General features: G+C 68.7%; 15 protein-coding genes. 7 read left to right on the top strand and 8 right to left on the bottom strand.

The genetic code is table 11. From position 1 onward, the window contains the following. Positions 1–68: 68 nt before the first annotated feature. Positions 69–473: a VOC family protein gene (locus C0481_RS09350; protein ID WP_293402948.1), complete on the bottom strand. Its 405-nt coding sequence runs from the start codon at positions 471–473 to the stop codon at positions 69–71. Positions 474–490: 17 nt separating this feature from the next. Beyond that, positions 491–1,723: a serine hydrolase domain-containing protein gene (locus C0481_RS09345; protein ID WP_293402946.1), complete on the bottom strand. Its 1,233-nt coding sequence runs from the start codon at positions 1,721–1,723 to the stop codon at positions 491–493. A gap of 96 nt (positions 1,724–1,819) precedes the next feature. Here C0481_RS09345 and C0481_RS09340 point away from each other — a divergent pair, with 96 nt between their 5' ends. Together C0481_RS09340 and C0481_RS09335 are read left to right on the top strand one after the other, a co-directional pair. Next, positions 1,820–2,797: an amidohydrolase family protein gene (locus tag C0481_RS09340; protein ID WP_293402944.1), complete on the top strand. Its 978-nt coding sequence runs from the start codon at positions 1,820–1,822 to the stop codon at positions 2,795–2,797. A gap of 4 nt (positions 2,798–2,801) precedes the next feature. Beyond that, positions 2,802–3,281 carry a CinA family protein gene (locus tag C0481_RS09335; RefSeq protein ID WP_293402942.1) on the top strand — a complete coding sequence of 160 codons (480 nt, stop codon included), beginning with the start codon at positions 2,802–2,804 and terminating at the stop codon, positions 3,279–3,281. Here the strand turns inward: C0481_RS09335 and C0481_RS09330 are convergent. The 4 genes from C0481_RS09330 to C0481_RS09315 all read right to left on the bottom strand — a co-directional run bounded on the left by C0481_RS09330 (position 3,278) and on the right by C0481_RS09315 (position 8,171). Beyond that, the gene (locus tag C0481_RS09330; protein WP_293402940.1) at positions 3,278–4,033 is read right to left on the bottom strand and encodes a DUF3313 family protein; all 756 of its coding nucleotides are present in this window, start codon (positions 4,031–4,033) and stop codon (positions 3,278–3,280) included. The genes C0481_RS09335 and C0481_RS09330 overlap by 4 nt on opposite strands. Before the next feature lie 51 nt (positions 4,034–4,084). Next, a complete protein-coding gene (locus C0481_RS09325) occupies positions 4,085–4,510 on the bottom strand; it encodes a hypothetical protein (RefSeq protein WP_293402938.1) in 426 nt (141 codons plus the stop codon). Beyond that, complete coding sequence (gene purL / locus C0481_RS09320) at positions 4,510–6,711, bottom strand: phosphoribosylformylglycinamidine synthase subunit PurL (RefSeq protein ID WP_293402936.1); 2,202 nt, start codon at positions 6,709–6,711, stop codon at positions 4,510–4,512. Before purL ends, C0481_RS09325 begins: the two co-directional genes overlap by 1 nt. A gap of 77 nt (positions 6,712–6,788) precedes the next feature. Further along, a complete protein-coding gene (locus C0481_RS09315) occupies positions 6,789–8,171 on the bottom strand; it encodes an amidohydrolase family protein (RefSeq protein WP_293402934.1) in 1,383 nt (460 codons plus the stop codon). A gap of 268 nt (positions 8,172–8,439) precedes the next feature. Between C0481_RS09315 and C0481_RS09310 the strand changes: the two genes are divergently transcribed. Beyond that, entirely contained in the window at positions 8,440–10,563 is a 2,124-nt protein-coding gene (locus C0481_RS09310) for a TonB-dependent siderophore receptor (protein WP_293402932.1), read from the top strand. Positions 10,564–10,635: 72 nt separating this feature from the next. Further along, positions 10,636–11,466 (top strand): thioesterase family protein, encoded by an 831-nt coding sequence (locus C0481_RS09305; RefSeq protein ID WP_293402930.1) that lies wholly within the window; start codon positions 10,636–10,638, stop codon positions 11,464–11,466. A gap of 6 nt (positions 11,467–11,472) precedes the next feature. Here the strand turns inward: C0481_RS09305 and C0481_RS09300 are convergent, their stop codons facing one another. Then, positions 11,473–11,922 (bottom strand): globin domain-containing protein, encoded by a 450-nt coding sequence (locus C0481_RS09300; RefSeq protein WP_293402928.1) that lies wholly within the window; start codon positions 11,920–11,922, stop codon positions 11,473–11,475. Between the two features lie 85 nt (positions 11,923–12,007). On the opposite strand from C0481_RS09300, the gene C0481_RS09295 reads away from it, so the two are divergent. The 3 genes from C0481_RS09295 (at position 12,008) to C0481_RS09285 (ending at position 14,427) form a co-directional block, all read left to right on the top strand. Continuing rightward, entirely contained in the window at positions 12,008–12,439 is a 432-nt protein-coding gene (locus C0481_RS09295) for an Rrf2 family transcriptional regulator (protein WP_293402926.1), read from the top strand. Between the two features lie 69 nt (positions 12,440–12,508). Continuing rightward, on the top strand, positions 12,509–14,110 hold the full coding sequence (locus C0481_RS09290; protein ID WP_293402924.1) for an AbgT family transporter: 1,602 nt from the start codon (positions 12,509–12,511) through the stop codon (positions 14,108–14,110). A gap of 26 nt (positions 14,111–14,136) precedes the next feature. Further along, on the top strand, positions 14,137–14,427 hold the full coding sequence (locus C0481_RS09285) for a hypothetical protein (RefSeq protein ID WP_293402922.1): 291 nt from the start codon (positions 14,137–14,139) through the stop codon (positions 14,425–14,427). Here C0481_RS09285 and C0481_RS09280 read toward each other — a convergent pair. Continuing rightward, positions 14,424–14,912: a pyridoxamine 5'-phosphate oxidase family protein gene (locus C0481_RS09280; RefSeq protein ID WP_293402920.1), complete on the bottom strand. Its 489-nt coding sequence runs from the start codon at positions 14,910–14,912 to the stop codon at positions 14,424–14,426. The genes C0481_RS09285 and C0481_RS09280 overlap by 4 nt on opposite strands. Positions 14,913–15,023 lie beyond the last annotated feature (111 nt).

Below are 15,023 nucleotides of genomic sequence, written 5' to 3'. Positions count from 1 at the left end.
GAATCTTTAGTGCGGCAGAAAGCTTAACAACCGCTGGATTGCCATATGGGTTCGCCGGGCGTCACCGGTCAGATCGCAGGTGCGATCTCGTCATATCCGCGGTTCAGAAACTGCAGCAGGCAGAAGCCGTTGCCGAACGGATCGGCGAGCACCGCGATGCGGCCCCAGGCATGGGTGCGTGGTTCGAAATCCAGTGTCGCGCCGGCGGCCAGCGCTTGGGCCAGGGCCGGATCGAGATCCTCGACGACGATGTCGAAATGCACCGGGGTCCAATGGCGCACATAGCGTCGGACGTCCTGGCCCGCCCCGATCGACCCCTCGGCTTTCTCTAGAAGGTAGATGCGGACCGGCAGTCCTGACAGCTCCACGCCGCCGTCGCCGAACCGGCGCGTCACCGTCAGCCCGAAGGCGGTGGTGTAGAAGGCCTCCGCTGCGGCCAGGTCGGGGACGTCGATGTTGACGAGCAGCTCCATCGACGTCCCTTCAGGCCCTAGTCGACGATCGCCGAATAGATCAGGCTCTTCAGCTGGCCGCGGAAGTTGAACGTGCCGGACGGCATCAGCTGGGTCATGAACACCACTGACAGCTCCTCCTTGGGGTCGACCCAGAAGATGGTCGAGGCTGCGCCGCCCCAATAGTAGTCGCCGGCGCCGAGCGAGCCGGTCTCGACCTGGCCCTTGGTGGAGGCGAAGCCGAGCCCGAAGCCGACGCCGTCATTGGCGGTCTCCGAGAAACTGCCGATGGCGATGGTCGACAGGTCCTGGCCCCCGGCCAGGTGGTTCATGTGCATCATTTCCAGGGTGCGCGGGCCCAGGATGCGGACACCGTCCAGTTCCCCGCCGCGGCGGAGCATCTCGCAAAAGCGCATGTAGTCGTCGATCGTACCGGTCAGGCCGCCGCCGCCGGATTCGAAGCTGGCCGGGCGCGCGAAGACGCTGGTGGCCGGATCGTCGATCAGCTTCAGCTTCTTGTCCGGGCCGCGCTGGTAGTTGGCGCAGAAGCGGTCGGCCTTGTCCGGGGCGACCGAGAACGAGGTGTCTTTCATGCCCAGCGGGCCGAAGATCTCGTCCTGCAGGTACTGGCCGAACGGCTTGCCGGAAATCACCTCGACCAGGGCTCCGCAGACGTCGGTGGCCAGCGAGTACATCCAGCGCTCGCCCGGGTGATAGACCAGCGGCACCTGGCCGAGCTTGTCGAGGAAGCCTTGCATGGTGTCCTCGCCGCCGAGGGTGCGGACCTTGAGCGCGCGGTAGAGCTTGTCGACCGGGTGCTGGAGGCCGACGCCGGCCAGGCCGCCGCCATAGGTCAGGCCGGCGGTGTGGGAGAGCACGTCACGGAAGGAGATGGGCCGGCGGGCGGGCTCGGTGACCATCGTCTCGTCTTCGCCGGAGACGTAGACGCGGTGGTTCTTCCAGGAGGGCACGTAGCGGCTGACCGGGTCGTTGAGCTGGAAGTAGCCCTTCTCGTACAGCATCATCAACGCCACCGAGGTGATCGGCTTGGTCATCGAATAGATGCGGAAGATGGCGTCGTCGGCCATCGGCTTGTTCCGCTCCAGGTCCATCGAGCCGAAGGACTTGCGGAAGGCGACCTGGCCGCGGCGGGCGACGGCGAGCTGAGCGCCCATGATCTTCTGCGGGCCGATGTAGTTGCGCTCGAGGTGGTCGGTAATGCGTTCCAGGCGCGCGGCGTCGAGGCCGGTCCACTGAGACTGGGCGTCCATAAAAATCCTCCCGAAGAAATGGCGGTCGTTCTAATTGGCGGGCATCATGAGCGCGCCGGCGTACGGAAGCCAAGAAAAACGAGCGGGGGAGAGGGCGTGACCGAGGAGATCATTGAACCGGACCTGCCGATTTGTGATCCGCACCACCACCTCTGGGACTTCCCGAACGGGCGATACCTGCTGGACGAGTTGCTGGCCGACCTCGGGGCGGGCCACAAAGTCGAGAGCACGGTCTTCGTCGAGTGCGGGGCCATGTACAGCGCCGATACGAGTCGCCTGCTGTCGCCGGTGGGCGAGACCGAGTTCGTCAACGGCGTGGCGGCGATGTCGGCCAGCGGCCGGTACGGCTCGGTGCGGGCCTGCGCCGGGATCGTGGGGTTCGCCGACCTGACCCATGCCGACGTCGGCGAAGCGCTTGCGGGCCACATCCGCGCCGGCGGCGGCCGGTTCCGCGGCATCCGGCATACCGGCGCCTGGGACCCCAGCGACGACGTGCGCAACGGCCACACCAATCCCCCGCAGGGATTGTACGGGCGCGAGGATTTTCGCCGCGGCTTCGCCCAGCTGGCGCCCAACGGCCTGTCGTTCGAGGCCTGGCAGTTTCACCCGCAACTGCCGGAGGTGGCCGATCTCGCCGCCGCCTTCCCGGAAACCTCCATCGTGCTCGACCATGTCGGCGGCGTCCTCGGCATCGGGCCCTATGCCGGCCGTCGCGACGAGGAGTTCGCGCGCTGGAAGCGCGACATGGCGCAAGTGGCCCAGCGCCCGAACGTCGTCGTCAAGCTGGGCGGGCTGGGCATGGCGATCTGCGGCTTTGAGTTCCACAAGCGTGAAAGCCTGCCGTCCTCGGCGGAGCTCGCCGACGCCTGGCGGCCCTACATTGAGACCTGCATCGAACTGTTTGGCCCGCAGCGGGCGATGTTCGAAAGCAACTTCCCGGTCGACCGGGTCAGTTGCGACTACGCCACCCTCTGGAACGCGCTGAAGCGGCTGGCGTCCGGCGCCAGCGCCGACGAAAAGGCGCTGCTGTTCCGCGACGTGGCGCGGACGACCTATCGACTGGACGAGGAGTAACCGAATGCAGGCTCTGATGGCTCAGGCCGCCCAGATCGGCGAGCAGCTAAAGGCGCGCAAGGAGCGTGTGGCGGTGGCCGAAAGCTCGTCCGGCGGTCTGATCAGCGCCGCGCTGCTCAGCGTGCCGGGCGCATCGGCCTTCTATCTCGGCGGCGGGGTGGTCTACACGCCCAAGGCCCGGGTGATGCTGATGGAGATCCCGAAGGAGGCGCTGGAAGGCATGCGCTCGGCCAGCGAGCCCTACGCCCTGCTGCTGGCCCGCACCGTCCGCGAGCGCTTCGGCGCGACCTGGGGCGTATCGGAGACCGGCGCCGCCGGGCCGACCGGCAACGGCTACGGGGACGCCGCCGGCCACACTTGCGTGGCGATCTCGGGCCCGGTCGAGTTCGTGACCACCATCGAGACTGGATCGGACGACCGCGTCGCCAACATGGAGGCGTTCGCGGCCGCGGCTCTGGAGCTGCTGGCCAAGGCCACCGCCTAGCGCTTGCCCTTGTCGCTCGCTTTCGCGCCGCTCATCTCCGGCACGTAGAGGCCGGTGGCGAATTTGGCCGCCCAGCCTTCCGGCCGGAAGCGGCCGCCGAACTCGGCGCAGGGGTCCGGCTTGGGGATCGGACGCGACTTCAGGCCCTCCGGCGTCATCGCCGCGGCGACCGCGTCCGCGAACGGCTCGGCGAACTGCAAGGCGTCGCCCACGCGGCTGAGCGAGGGATCGTCCGTGCCGATGGCGGTGGCGCTGCGGCTCCAGCTGACGGCCACGATTTGCCGCTCGCCCTGCAGCATCTCGGCCTCGGCCGACAGCGACCCGAGCGTTCCGGGCGCGCGCAGTCCCAAGGGGCCGGGAATGAAGAAGCCTGCCGCGGCGGAGGCGACCGAGGCGGCCCGCCCGGTCCGATCGACGCGGGTGATCGCCACGCGCACCCGGTTGGGCGCGGCAGGGTGGATTTCGAAGCGCTCCGAGAGCTCAAAGCAGAGCTGGGCGTCGAGCTCCCTCTGCAGCAGCACCTGCTCGCCGGGGGTGAGCCAGCCGCCCGGGCCCATAAGCACAGTCGGTTCGATGGCGACCTGACGGACCTCGGCCAGTGTCGCCTCGTCGCGGCGCTGCTCGACCTTGGCGCGCACCGTGTCGGTGCGCGGCGTCAGGCCGTCATAGGTGGAGAGGAAACCCGAGCGGGTCGGAGCGCTGGCGCAGGCGGCCAGCAGCAGGAACGGGGCGAGGGCGAGCAGGCGGGTCATATCCCTACCTACGCGCGCATCTCGCCCCCGGATGCATCTGTCGCCTTCGACTTAGCGGCGGTCGCGCCGGAACTTGGCGGCGTCGGCGGCAAGGGACGAATAGACCGCCTCGTCCGGGTCAGCTTCGGCTTGGAACGGCAGCTCGCCGGCGACGCCGCGCAAGGCCAGCCAGAGCTGCGGCGCGAAGTGGTCGAGCATCCGCAGCGGCCGGCGCTTGTCGTCGGTGACGTCCCAGCCCTCGGCCTCGAGGGCGATGACCTGGTCACGGACCGGCTTGCGGTCGATCCGGTCCCAGCCCTCGGGGCGCGGAACGTCGTCGGCCTCGTCCTGGGTGATGCCGAACAGCGCGCGCGAGACCTCGTCGATCTCGGGATAGGTCGCGCGGGCGTCGGCGTCCGCATATCGCGGCTGCATCAGCGCCTTGTCTTCAAGGTCGCGGATCCCGGGCAGGTCGATGAGGCGGCGGAGCTTGGACATCAGCCGCCCATATAGGCCGGCATCCAGCCCTCGTGCTCGCTGCGCAGCTTGGCCAGCGGCAGGGTGAAGAGCCCCGCTACCGCGACGTCGCCGCCGCCGGCCTTGCCGATGACGGCTGCTTCGACGCCGGCCGCCTGGGCGGCCGCCAGGATCGGGGCGGCGTCCTTGACGGCGACCAGATAGCGGGCCTGGTCCTCGCCGAACAGGAAGGCGTGGGCGGGGATCGAACCGCCCGTCTGCAGCGTGAAGCCGGTCTTCGAGGCCAGCGCCATCTCGGCCGCGGCGGCGATCAGTCCGCCGTCGGAAAGGTCATGGCAAACCGTGACTTGGTCCGAAAGGATCAGGTTCCGCACCAGGTCGCCGACCTTACGTTCCAGCGCCAGATCGACGGGCGGCGGCGCGCCGGCTTCCTGGCCCTGAACCTCGCGAAGGTACATCGAGGCGCCCAGCTCGCCGACGGTCGAACCGATCAGCACCAGGGCGTCGCCGTCCTTCATGCCGGCGAAGTCGGCGCGGTGGGCGTAGTCGGCGATCAGGCCGACGGCCCCGACGGTCGGGGTCGGCGGAATCGCTGCGCCGTTGGTCTCGTTGTAGAGCGAGACGTTGCCGCTCACGACCGGGAAGTCGAGGTCGCGGCAGGCCTGCGCCATGCCCTCGATGGCGCGGACGATCTGACCCATGATCTCGGGGCGCTCGGGATTGCCGAAGTTCAGGTTGTCGGTGATCGCGATCGGGTCGGCGCCGACGGCGGTCAGGTTGCGCCAGGCTTCGGCCACGACCTGCTTGCCGCCCTCGAAGGGATCGGCCAGCACGTAGCGCGGGGTGCAGTCGGAAGTGACGGCCAGCGCCTTCTTCGAGCCGTGCACGCGCACGATGCCGGCGTCGGCGCCGGTGGCCGAGTCCTCGAGGGTGTCGGCCATGACGTGGCGGTCGTACTGCTCCCAGAGCCAGCGCTTGGAGGCCATGTCCGGGCTGCTCATCAGCGTCAGCACAGCGGCCGAGTAGTCGGCCGGGGCCGCGACGTCGGCGGGCGTCAGGCGCGGCAGCTGCGGCGAGGCGACCCACGGACGGTCATACAGCGGCGCGTCGTCGAACAGCGGCGCCAGCGGCACGTCGCAGACCACGTCGCCCTTGTGCTTCAGCACCAGGTGGCCGGTGTCGGTGGTGACGCCGATGATCGCGGCGTCCAGGCCCCACTTCTCGAAGATGGCGTGGCCGTCGCGTTCGCGGCCCGGCTTCAGGATCGCCAGCATGCGCTCCTGGCTTTCCGACAGCATCATCTCGTAGGCGGTCATGCCCTCTTCGCGCTGGGGCACGTTGTCGAGGATCAGCTCGATGCCGACCCCGCCCTTGCCGGCCATTTCGACCGACGAGGAGGTCAGGCCCGCCGCGCCCATGTCCTGGATGGCGGCGACCGCGCCGGAGGCCATCAGCTCCAGGGTGGCTTCGATCAGCAGCTTTTCGGCGAAGGGGTCGCCGACCTGCACGGTCGGGCGCTTCTCGTCCGAGGCGTCGTCGAACTCGGCCGAGGCCATGGTCGCGCCGTGGATGCCGTCGCGGCCGGTCTTCGAACCGAAGTAGACGACGCTGAGGCCGGCGGCCGGGGCGGCCGAGTAGAAGATCTTGTCGGCGTCGGCCAGGCCCACGCACATGGCGTTGACCAGGATGTTGCCGTCATAGCCGCGGTGGAAGTTGGTTTCGCCGGCGACGGTGGGCACGCCCACGCAGTTGCCGTAGCCGCCGATGCCGCTGACCACGCCCGACACCAGGCGCTTGGTCTTCGGATGGCTGGGATCGCCGAAGCGCAGGGCGTTGAGCAGCGCCACCGGGCGCGCGCCCATGGTGAAGACGTCGCGCATGATGCCGCCGACGCCGGTCGCCGCGCCCTGATAGGGCTCGATGTAGGACGGGTGGTTGTGGCTCTCCATCTTGAAGATGCAGGCCTGGCCGTCGCCGATGTCGATCACCCCGGCGTTCTCGCCCGGGCCGCAGATCACGCGGGGCCCCGTAGTCGGGAACTTGCCCAGGTGCTTCTTGCTCGACTTGTAGGAGCAGTGCTCGCTCCACATCACCGAGAACACGCCCAGCTCGACCTCGTTGGGCTCGCGGTTCAGGCGTTGAAGGATGACGTCGAATTCTTCCGACTTCAGGCCGTACTCGGCGGCGGTTTCGCGAAGGGTCTTGCCAGGCTGAGCGCTCATGGGCGCGCATATAGCGGGACTCTGCCGCAAGGGGGAGGGGGGAGGGGCAAACTGCGGCGTTGGGCGCGAAGACGGGGTCAGTTCGGCAGGGTGTCCTTATAGATTTTGCCGTCCTTCATGATCACCAGGAAGTTTCGGGCGGGATCGGCGATCAGGTTGAGGTTGGTCAGCGGATCGCCGTCGACCAGGATCAGGTCGGCGTAGGCGCCCTGCTCGACGACGCCCAGCGCGCCCGGATAGGGATTGCGGCGACCCGAAAGGCGCAGCAGCTCGGCGTTGGTCGAGGTGGCCATGATCAGCGCCTCGGCCGGGGTGTACCAGCGCGCCAGCGAGGCGAGGATCGCGCCCTGCTGCTGGGCCAGGGCCTGCGAGAACAGCACGTCGGTGCCCCAGGCGGTCTTGAGCTTGTACTTGCGGGCCAGGCGATAGGTGCGGTCGATCCCGGGCCAGACCTCGTCGGCGCCCTCACGCTGGACCGAGCCGGGCGGGAAGCCCTCGCGCAGCGCCTCGGGCAGCGGTTGGAGGCTGAGCCAGACGCCCTTCTGGGCGATCAGCTGGGCGGTGTCCTCGTGCATCAGGAAGCCGTGCTCGATGACCTTCACCCCGGCGTTGATCGAGCGGCGGATGGTTTCGTCGGTGAAGGCGTGGGCGACGACATAGGTCCCCCAGTTCTCGGCGGCCTCGACGGCGGCGCGCAGCTCCGGCTCGGTGAAGGTGGCGACGTCGACCGGGCTGAACGGCGAGGAGACGCCGCCGCCGGCCGTCACCTTGATCTGCGAGGCGCCCTGCATCAGCTGCTCGCGGGCGCGCATGCGCATCTCGTCGGGGCTGTCGGCGATGGCCGCGCCGCCGAGTTCCTCGACCCGGGTCAGCTGGCCGGCCCGCCGGGGCAGGTCGGTGAGCTGGCGGAAGTCGCCGTGGCCGCTGGTGATGGTGATCATCGCGCCGGACGGATAGATGCGCGGGCCGTCGATCACGCCCTGGTCGATGGCGTGCTTGAGGCTGAACGCCGGGCCGCCGACGTCGCGCACGGTGGTGAAGCCGCGCATCAGGGTGTCGTGGGCCTCGGCCCCGGCCAGCAGGTTGGAGTATCCGGCGTCGCCGGACAGGATCTCGGTCGGCGTCCCGCGGATCAGCATGGCGTGCCAGTGGGCGTCGATCAGGCCCGGCATCAGGGTGCGGCCGCCGCCGGCGATCACCTTGGCGCCAGGCGGGGCGGCGATGGCCCCGGTCGAGATCTGGGCGATCTTGTTGCCGGTGACCAGCACGTTGGACGGAGCCGACAGGGTCGTGTGCTTGCCGTCGAACACGCGAACGTTCTGGAACAGCGTCGTCGCGCTCTCGGCGGCGGGCGGCGCCTGGTCGGCGCGGGCCGCCGGCGCCGTCGCAAGCGATAGGACGGCGGCGCTCAGGGCGGCCGTCCAGCTACGCGAGCTGCGGGATATGCGGGTGGAAATCATGACGGAGCCCAATCCCCAGCAGGCGTCGCGCAGTCACCCGACGCTCGTTCTCTCCCGCCCGGCTTGAGAACATCGGTATTCGAGGTTGGTTCCGCGATCCTTCAGGGTGAGGCTTGGAGGACGCAGACGACCTGCCGTGTTCAGCCCGCCCCTGGCGACATCTTGCAAGTGACTCTTAAATGCAATAGGCGAGCGTCATTCCAGAAACGAAGAATAGGGCGGGCGTCGCATGGCTTGGGTGCATCCAGGGGTCGCAGGACGGGTTGGCTTGGCGCGCTCGGCGTCGGTGGTTGCGCTCGCTGCGGCGGTGTTGATTCCGGCGGCTGCAGCCGCGGAGGAGGCCGAGGACAAGACGCAAGTCGAGGCGATCGTGGTCTATGGGCGCGGCGCCACCGCGAACACCACGGCGACGGGGCTGAGCCTCACGCCGCGTGAAACACCGCAGTCGCTCAGCGTCATCACCCGCCAGCAGATCGAGGACCAGGGCGCCTCCAAGGTGGCCGATGTGCTGGCCTACACCACCGGCGTCTCGCTGAAGGCCGTCGATCGCGGGCGCAACCAACTCGCCGCGCGGGGCTTCGAGATCACCAACTTCCAGCTCGACGGCGTGCCGTTCGAGAACGGCAATATCGGCCTGGAGGAAACCAGCACGGCGATCTACGAGCGGGTCGAGGTGGTGCGCGGCGCCACCGGCCTGCTGCAGGGGGCCGGCGAGCCGTCCGCCTCGATCAACCTGATCCGCAAGCACGCCGACGCTCGCGAGTTCTCGGGCGAGCTGACCTTGGAGGTCGGCTCCTGGGACCACGTCTCGGGCATGGCCGACGTCACCGTGCCGATCACCCGCGACGGTTCCGTGCGCGGCCGCTTCGTCGCCCAGATCTACGACCAGGACTCGTTCGTCGATCTCGAAAGCTCCAAAGGCTACACGCTCTATGGGGTGATCGACGCCGACCTGGGCGAGAACACCCGCCTCAGCTTCGGCGCCAGCCAGCAGGTGGACGAGCGCAGCGGCGTGCTCTGGGGCCAACTTCCCTACTGGTATACCGACGGCACGCGCACCAACTGGCCGACCTCGAAGACCAGCGCGGCGAAGTGGAACCAGTGGGACACGACCGAGCAGGCCGCCTTCGTCACGGTCGAGCATCAGCTCAGCCCGCGCTGGTCGATCCGCGGCGACGTCAGCTACCACCGGCAGGAAGAGGACTCGAAGCTGCTGTGGATGTGGGGCGACTTGGACCGGCAGACGGGCCTGGGCATGAGCGCCTGGCCCTACTGGTACAAGACCGCGCCCGAGCAATGGAACGCCAGCCTGGCGGTGAAGGGCGCCTATGACCTGTTCGGCCGTGAGCACGAGCTGATCGTCGGGGCGATGTACAATCGCCTGCTCAACGGCTGGAGCAACCAGGACCCGGTGGGAGCGGTCCCCGACTCGGGCGACTTCCACCACTGGGACGGCAGCTATCCCGAGCCCGTCTGGGGTCCGCGCTATGACATGTCGGGCGTCGGCACGACCGAACAGAGCGGCTTCTATGCGGCGACCAGGTTCCAGATCCTCGACAACCTGAAGCTCATCGCCGGCGGCCGCCTCTCCAATTGGAAGCGCGAGGAGGAGGTGGCGACCTACACGCCGGTCGCCTTCACCCTGAAGGAAAGCAACGTCTTCACGCCCTATGTCGGCCTGATCTACGACTTCAACGACACCCTGTCGGCCTATGTCAGCTACACGAGCATCTTCGATCCGCAGAACTATCGCGATCGCGAGGGCAAGTATCTCGACCCGCTCGAAGGCGACAACTACGAGGCCGGTCTGAAGGCGGACATGATGGGCGGCCTGCTGCGCGCCTCGGCCGCCATCTTCCGCGTCGAGCAGAACAACTTCCCGGTGGTCGACGCCGGCTACTTCGTGCCGGGCACCATCGATCCGGCCTACCGCCCGGCCGAGGGCACGGTCTCCAAGGGTTACGAGCTGGAGCTCGCCGGCCGGCCGCTGCCTGACTGGGACATCAGCGTGGGTTGGAGCCAGTTCACGGCCCGCGACGGCGACGGCGTGCACGTCCAGGCGCACCATCCGCGCAAGGTGCTGCGGCTCTCGACCAAGTACGAACTGTCGGGGGCGCTGGACCGGCTGAGCGTGGGCGGCTCGCTGCGCTGGGAAAGCCGGCCGCCGCAGACCGCGACCAATCCGGGCAGCGGCTTGAGCGAAGCCGTCGGCCAGCCGTCCTATGTGGTCGCGAACCTGATGGCGCAGTACGACTTCACCGAACAGACGACGCTGCAGCTCAACGTCAACAACGTGTTCGACGAGACCTACTACAGCAACAACGCCTGGTTCGCCGGCTTCGTCTACGCCGAGCCGCGCAACGCGCAGCTGACCCTGCGCCACAGGTTCTAGGGCGCAGCCGGCCGTCGGGATTCCGACGGCCGGCGGCCTTGCGCGCGAGCGCCGGGCCAGTAGAACGGCGGTATGTCCACGACGTCTTCGAACCCCGCTTACGACATCGCCCTGCACGCCGCCGCTCCCGGGCGGTGGACCACCTTCGCCGCCCCCGAGTGGCGCAATCCCGGCGGCGGCCTCTGGGGCGGTTATGCGCTGGGTCTCTGCGTCCGGGCGCTGGAGGCCGAGCCCGAGGCGACCGGCGAGGTGCTGTCGATGACCCTGACCTACGCCGCGGGCCTGCCGTCCGGCGAGCTGGACGTGCGCACGCGGCGCCTGCGCCAGGGCGGTTCGATCGGGGTCTGGGAGGTCGAGCTGCGGCCGCAGGGCGTCGAGGACGTCGGCGTCCACGCGATGATCACCATGGCGCGGCGTCCGCCCACCCCGCCGTTCGCCTTCGCCACCTTGCCGCAGGCGCCGTCGCCGGACGAGCTGCCCACCCCCGACCACCCGGCCGGACCGCTGCACTTCGGCGCCTCGGCGTTCGAGCGGCGGACCCTGGACGGCTTCCCGCCCAAGCCCGGTGGCGACTCCCGTTCGTTGGCCTGGGTGCGGCCGCGCAACGGCGTCTGGGACAAGGCGCTGCTGGCGATGGTGACGGACAACTCCGCGCCGCGCGCGATGTACGCCCTGGACCGAGCGATGACGACGACCCTGTCGCTGACCGCCTATCTGCACGCGAGCGTCGAGCAGATCGCCGAGCTGGGCGACGACTTCATCCTGATCGAGTGCGAGGGCCGGGTCGGAGGCGGCGGCGCCTCGGACGAGCGCTCCAGCTACTGGTCGCGCGACGGGCGGTTGCTGGCGACGAGCGAGCAGTTGGCCTGGTATCGCCAGGCCCCGCCGCCAGTTCCCGAATAGAGGCCGTCAGGCGGCCTGCGCGTCCTCGTAGGCCTGGGCCTCGGCGGCGATGAGGATGTCGGCGAGCATCCAGTAGGCCTCGCCCCAGGCGGACAGCACCTCGTCGGTCGCGACCTCGGCGCCCAGCACCTCGCGGATCGCCGGCAGCAGGGCGGCCGCCACATGCGGGTAATGCTCCGGCTTCACGCCGGTGTCGACGTGGCGTGCGACCATGGTCTGCACCGCTGGCCCGAGGTTCTCGAGCTTATCGATGTTCTTGGCGTAGGCGAGGATGGCGCCGGCCAGACGGCGCGGCTGCTCGCCGCTGACCTGGGCGGCGCGGTCGAACATCGCCTCGATTTCCGGATTCTCGAACAGCCGCGCGTACATCGCGGTGGTGATGGCGAGACCGTGCTTCTGCAGGGCGGGGGCGGTGGACTTGACGATGGCCATGGCCTGGGCGGACGCGACGCGCATATAGGGCTCCCTAAAAGTGGTAATTAAAAAGCCGGTATTATATCTGCTTGATTGCATCAAGCGTGTTTTCCACATTGATCCCGGCATGCAGCTTACCCAGCACACCGACTTCGGCCTGCGGCTTCTCATCGTCCTGACGCGGACGGAGGGCGGCCCGATCTCGCTGCCCAGCTTCGCGGCGGATCAGCGTCTGTCGTACAATCACGTGTCGAAGGTCGCCCAGGCGCTGGTGCGGACCGGCTTCATCCGCAGCCTGCGCGGACGCAACGGCGGGGTCGCGCTGGCTAGGTCGCCCGCGGAGATCACGGTCGGCGACGTCGTGCGCGCCCTCGAGCCGGGCATGCGCATGGCCGATTGCGCCAACTGCGAGCTGCGGCTGGGCTGCGAAACCAGCAGCGTTCTGGCCGAGGCGGTCGCCGCGTTCATGGCCGTGCTCGACAAGACGACACTGGCGGTCGCCGCGCAGTCCGCGCGACCGGCGTTTGCGGGCTGGAGCGCCGGCAAGGCGGTCAAGTAGTTGTTGATGGGCGCCGCCCACAGGCTTGGCTAGACAGGTCGCCCTTTCCAAGCGGCGCCAGGAGCCCTGATGAGCGACGAAACCCGACCCGAGCGCCAACGCGGCTTCCTGGGGTTCGTCGAGCGTGCGGGTAATCTGCTGCCCGATCCGACGATCATCTTCGTCTATCTGATCTTCGCCCTGATGCTTCTGTCCGCGTTCGGCGCGGCGATGGGCTGGCAGGCTTCGCTGGCCTATTCGGGGACCAAGGCGCCTGAGCACGCCGAGCTCGCCAATGGCGTGCTGACCTATCGCGCCGCCAGCCTGTTCTCGCAGGACAACGTGGCCAAGCTGTTCGCCGAGATGCCGCGTACCTTCGCCGGCTTCGCGCCGCTGGGCCTGGTGCTGACGATCATGCTGGGCGCGGCGGTGGCCGAGCGCTCGGGCATGTTCTCGGCGCTGATCCGCGCCTCGCTCGGGAACGCCCACAAGGCGCTGCTGACCCCGATCGTAGCGGTGATCGGTATGGTCTCGCACCACGCCTCGGACGCGGCCTATGTGGTGTTCATCCCGCTGGCGGCGATCACCTTCGCGGTGGCCGGACGCCATCCGCTGGCCGGGCTGGCGGCGGCGTTCGCGGCGGTCTCGGGCGGCTATGCCGGCAACCTGATCCCCGGCCAGATCGACGTGCTGCTGCTGAGCTTCACCCAGGAGGCGGCGCGCATCGTGCAGCCGGACTGGACGATGAACCCGCTCGGCAACTGGTACTACATCTGCGCCATCGTCCTGCTGTTCACCCCGATCATCTGGTTCCTGACCGACAAGGTGGTCGAGCCGCGGCTGGGGGTCTGGAACGGCGTGGTCGACGAGGAACTGCGCGCCGACCTCGAAAAGGCCGGCCTGACCGCCGAGGAACGCAAGGGCCTGCGTTGGGCCGGACTGGCTGCGCTGGCGGTGGTGGCGAGCTTCGCGGCTCTCGCCCTCTGGCCCGGCTACACCCCGTTCATCGACCAGGACGCCGTCGGGCCGGCGCGGCTGCAGCCGCTCTACGCCTCGCTGATCGCCGGCTTCTTCCTGCTGTTCGTGCTGAGCGGCATCGCCTTCGGGCGCGCGGTCGGCACGGTGCGCTCGGCCGACGACGTCGTGCAGATGATGCAGCACGGCGTGCGCACCATGGCGCCCTACCTGGTCTTCGTGTTCTTCGCCGCGCACTTCGTGGCGATGTTCAACTGGTCGCGACTGGGCCCGATCGTCGCCATCAACGGGGCCGAAGCGCTGCAGGCCATGGCCCTGCCGCCGGCGGTGCTGCTGGTCTGCGTGCTGCTGCTGTCCTCGTTCCTGGACCTGTTCATCGGCTCGGCCTCGGCCAAGTGGAGCGCGCTGTCGCCGGTGGTGGTGCCGATGTTCATGCTGCTGGGCGTCAGCCCGGAGATGACCACCGCCGCCTATCGGATGGGCGACAGCTACACCAACATCATGACCCCGCTGATGAGCTATTTCCCGCTGATCCTGGCGTTCGGCCAGCGCTGGGACCGGGGCATGGGCGTTGGTTCGCTGCTGGCCCTGATGCTGCCCTATGCGCTCTGCTTCATGGCCGCGGGCATCGCCATGACCGTCGGCTGGGTGCTGCTGGATCTGCCGCTGGGGCCGGGCGCTCAGGTGCACTATCCGGGCGCGGCCGCCGCGAACTGACATAACAACAACGGGAGGAGACGCGTATGTCGGACAAGGTCGAGGTCGAGAACCCCAACAGTCCTGGCCGCACCACGCGGGTCGACGCCGCCAAGTACGGGGCGATGAGGACCGCGCTGTTGGCGGCGCTGCCGAGCGAGGCGCCGGGCCTCACGGTGGCGGCGGCCAAGGCCGCGCTGCTGTCCCAGCTGCCAGACGACCTGTTCCCGGGCGGGGACAAGGCCGGCTGGTGGCTGAAGTGCGTGCAACTCGACCTTGAGGCCAAGCGGGTGATCGCCCGCGCGGCCGGCTCGCCGGTGCGGCTCTACCGGGTCTAGTTGAGGCGGACTTCGGCGGTCTTGTCGGCGAAGTCCTTCTTGGGGTCGGCGCCGAGCAGCATCTTCACCCCGGCGAACAGGCTGTTCTCGTTCAGCCAGATTTGCCCGCGCTCGGGCTCGAAGCGCAGCAGCAACAGTTTCGGGTCGGACTTGCCGCCCTCGAACCAGGCCGCGACCCACTTGTTCCAGAGCCGGTCGATCGTGGCCGGGTCGTTGTCGACGATCAGGTCGCCGTGCAGGGTCGCGAAGAGGTCGTGACCCTTGTCGATGAAGTGGGCGACCGCCTCATGGCGCGCGCCGAGGGCCTGGGCCAGATCGGTGTCGCGCGAGGTGAAGAACCAGATCGCGCGGGTGTCGTCGCCATCGAACTGAGCGGTCATCGGCTGTCCGTGACCTTCGTCGACGCCGGCCAGGCCGAGCATCAGGGTCTTGTCGGACTTCAGGGACTTCCAGAGCTTTTCGCGCAGGTCGGCGGGGCTGGTCATGGCGTTCCTCCTTGCGGTGATAGTGGGGCAGCAGGGAACGGGGGCCTGGCGCGGTTGTTCCAGCCGTAGCCATGGGCGGCGGGCGCAATCCGTGCTCTTTAACGGGAAACA

It is taken from the genome of Phenylobacterium sp. (genome assembly GCF_013822795.1).
In the GTDB taxonomy this organism is placed as follows: domain Bacteria; phylum Pseudomonadota; class Alphaproteobacteria; order Caulobacterales; family Caulobacteraceae; genus Phenylobacterium.
This window is presented reverse-complemented; position numbering and strand designations above follow the sequence as displayed.

Coding starts and splice junctions, on each gene's coding strand:
- C0481_RS09325 (WP_293402938.1), bottom strand. CDS start 4,510: ATGTCCAAGCTCCGCCGCCTCATCGACCTGCCCGGGATCCGCGACCTT.
- C0481_RS09295 (WP_293402926.1), top strand. CDS start 12,008: ATGCAGCTTACCCAGCACACCGACTTCGGCCTGCGGCTTCTCATCGTC.
- C0481_RS09315 (WP_293402934.1), bottom strand. CDS start 8,171: ATGATTTCCACCCGCATATCCCGCAGCTCGCGTAGCTGGACGGCCGCC.
- C0481_RS09285 (WP_293402922.1), top strand. CDS start 14,137: ATGTCGGACAAGGTCGAGGTCGAGAACCCCAACAGTCCTGGCCGCACC.
- purL (WP_293402936.1), bottom strand. CDS start 6,711: ATGAGCGCTCAGCCTGGCAAGACCCTTCGCGAAACCGCCGCCGAGTAC.
- C0481_RS09290 (WP_293402924.1), top strand. CDS start 12,509: ATGAGCGACGAAACCCGACCCGAGCGCCAACGCGGCTTCCTGGGGTTC.
- C0481_RS09305 (WP_293402930.1), top strand. CDS start 10,636: ATGTCCACGACGTCTTCGAACCCCGCTTACGACATCGCCCTGCACGCC.
- C0481_RS09335 (WP_293402942.1), top strand. CDS start 2,802: ATGCAGGCTCTGATGGCTCAGGCCGCCCAGATCGGCGAGCAGCTAAAG.
- C0481_RS09300 (WP_293402928.1), bottom strand. CDS start 11,922: ATGCGCGTCGCGTCCGCCCAGGCCATGGCCATCGTCAAGTCCACCGCC.
- C0481_RS09280 (WP_293402920.1), bottom strand. CDS start 14,912: ATGACCAGCCCCGCCGACCTGCGCGAAAAGCTCTGGAAGTCCCTGAAG.
- C0481_RS09350 (WP_293402948.1), bottom strand. CDS start 473: ATGGAGCTGCTCGTCAACATCGACGTCCCCGACCTGGCCGCAGCGGAG.
- C0481_RS09345 (WP_293402946.1), bottom strand. CDS start 1,723: ATGGACGCCCAGTCTCAGTGGACCGGCCTCGACGCCGCGCGCCTGGAA.
- C0481_RS09330 (WP_293402940.1), bottom strand. CDS start 4,033: ATGACCCGCCTGCTCGCCCTCGCCCCGTTCCTGCTGCTGGCCGCCTGC.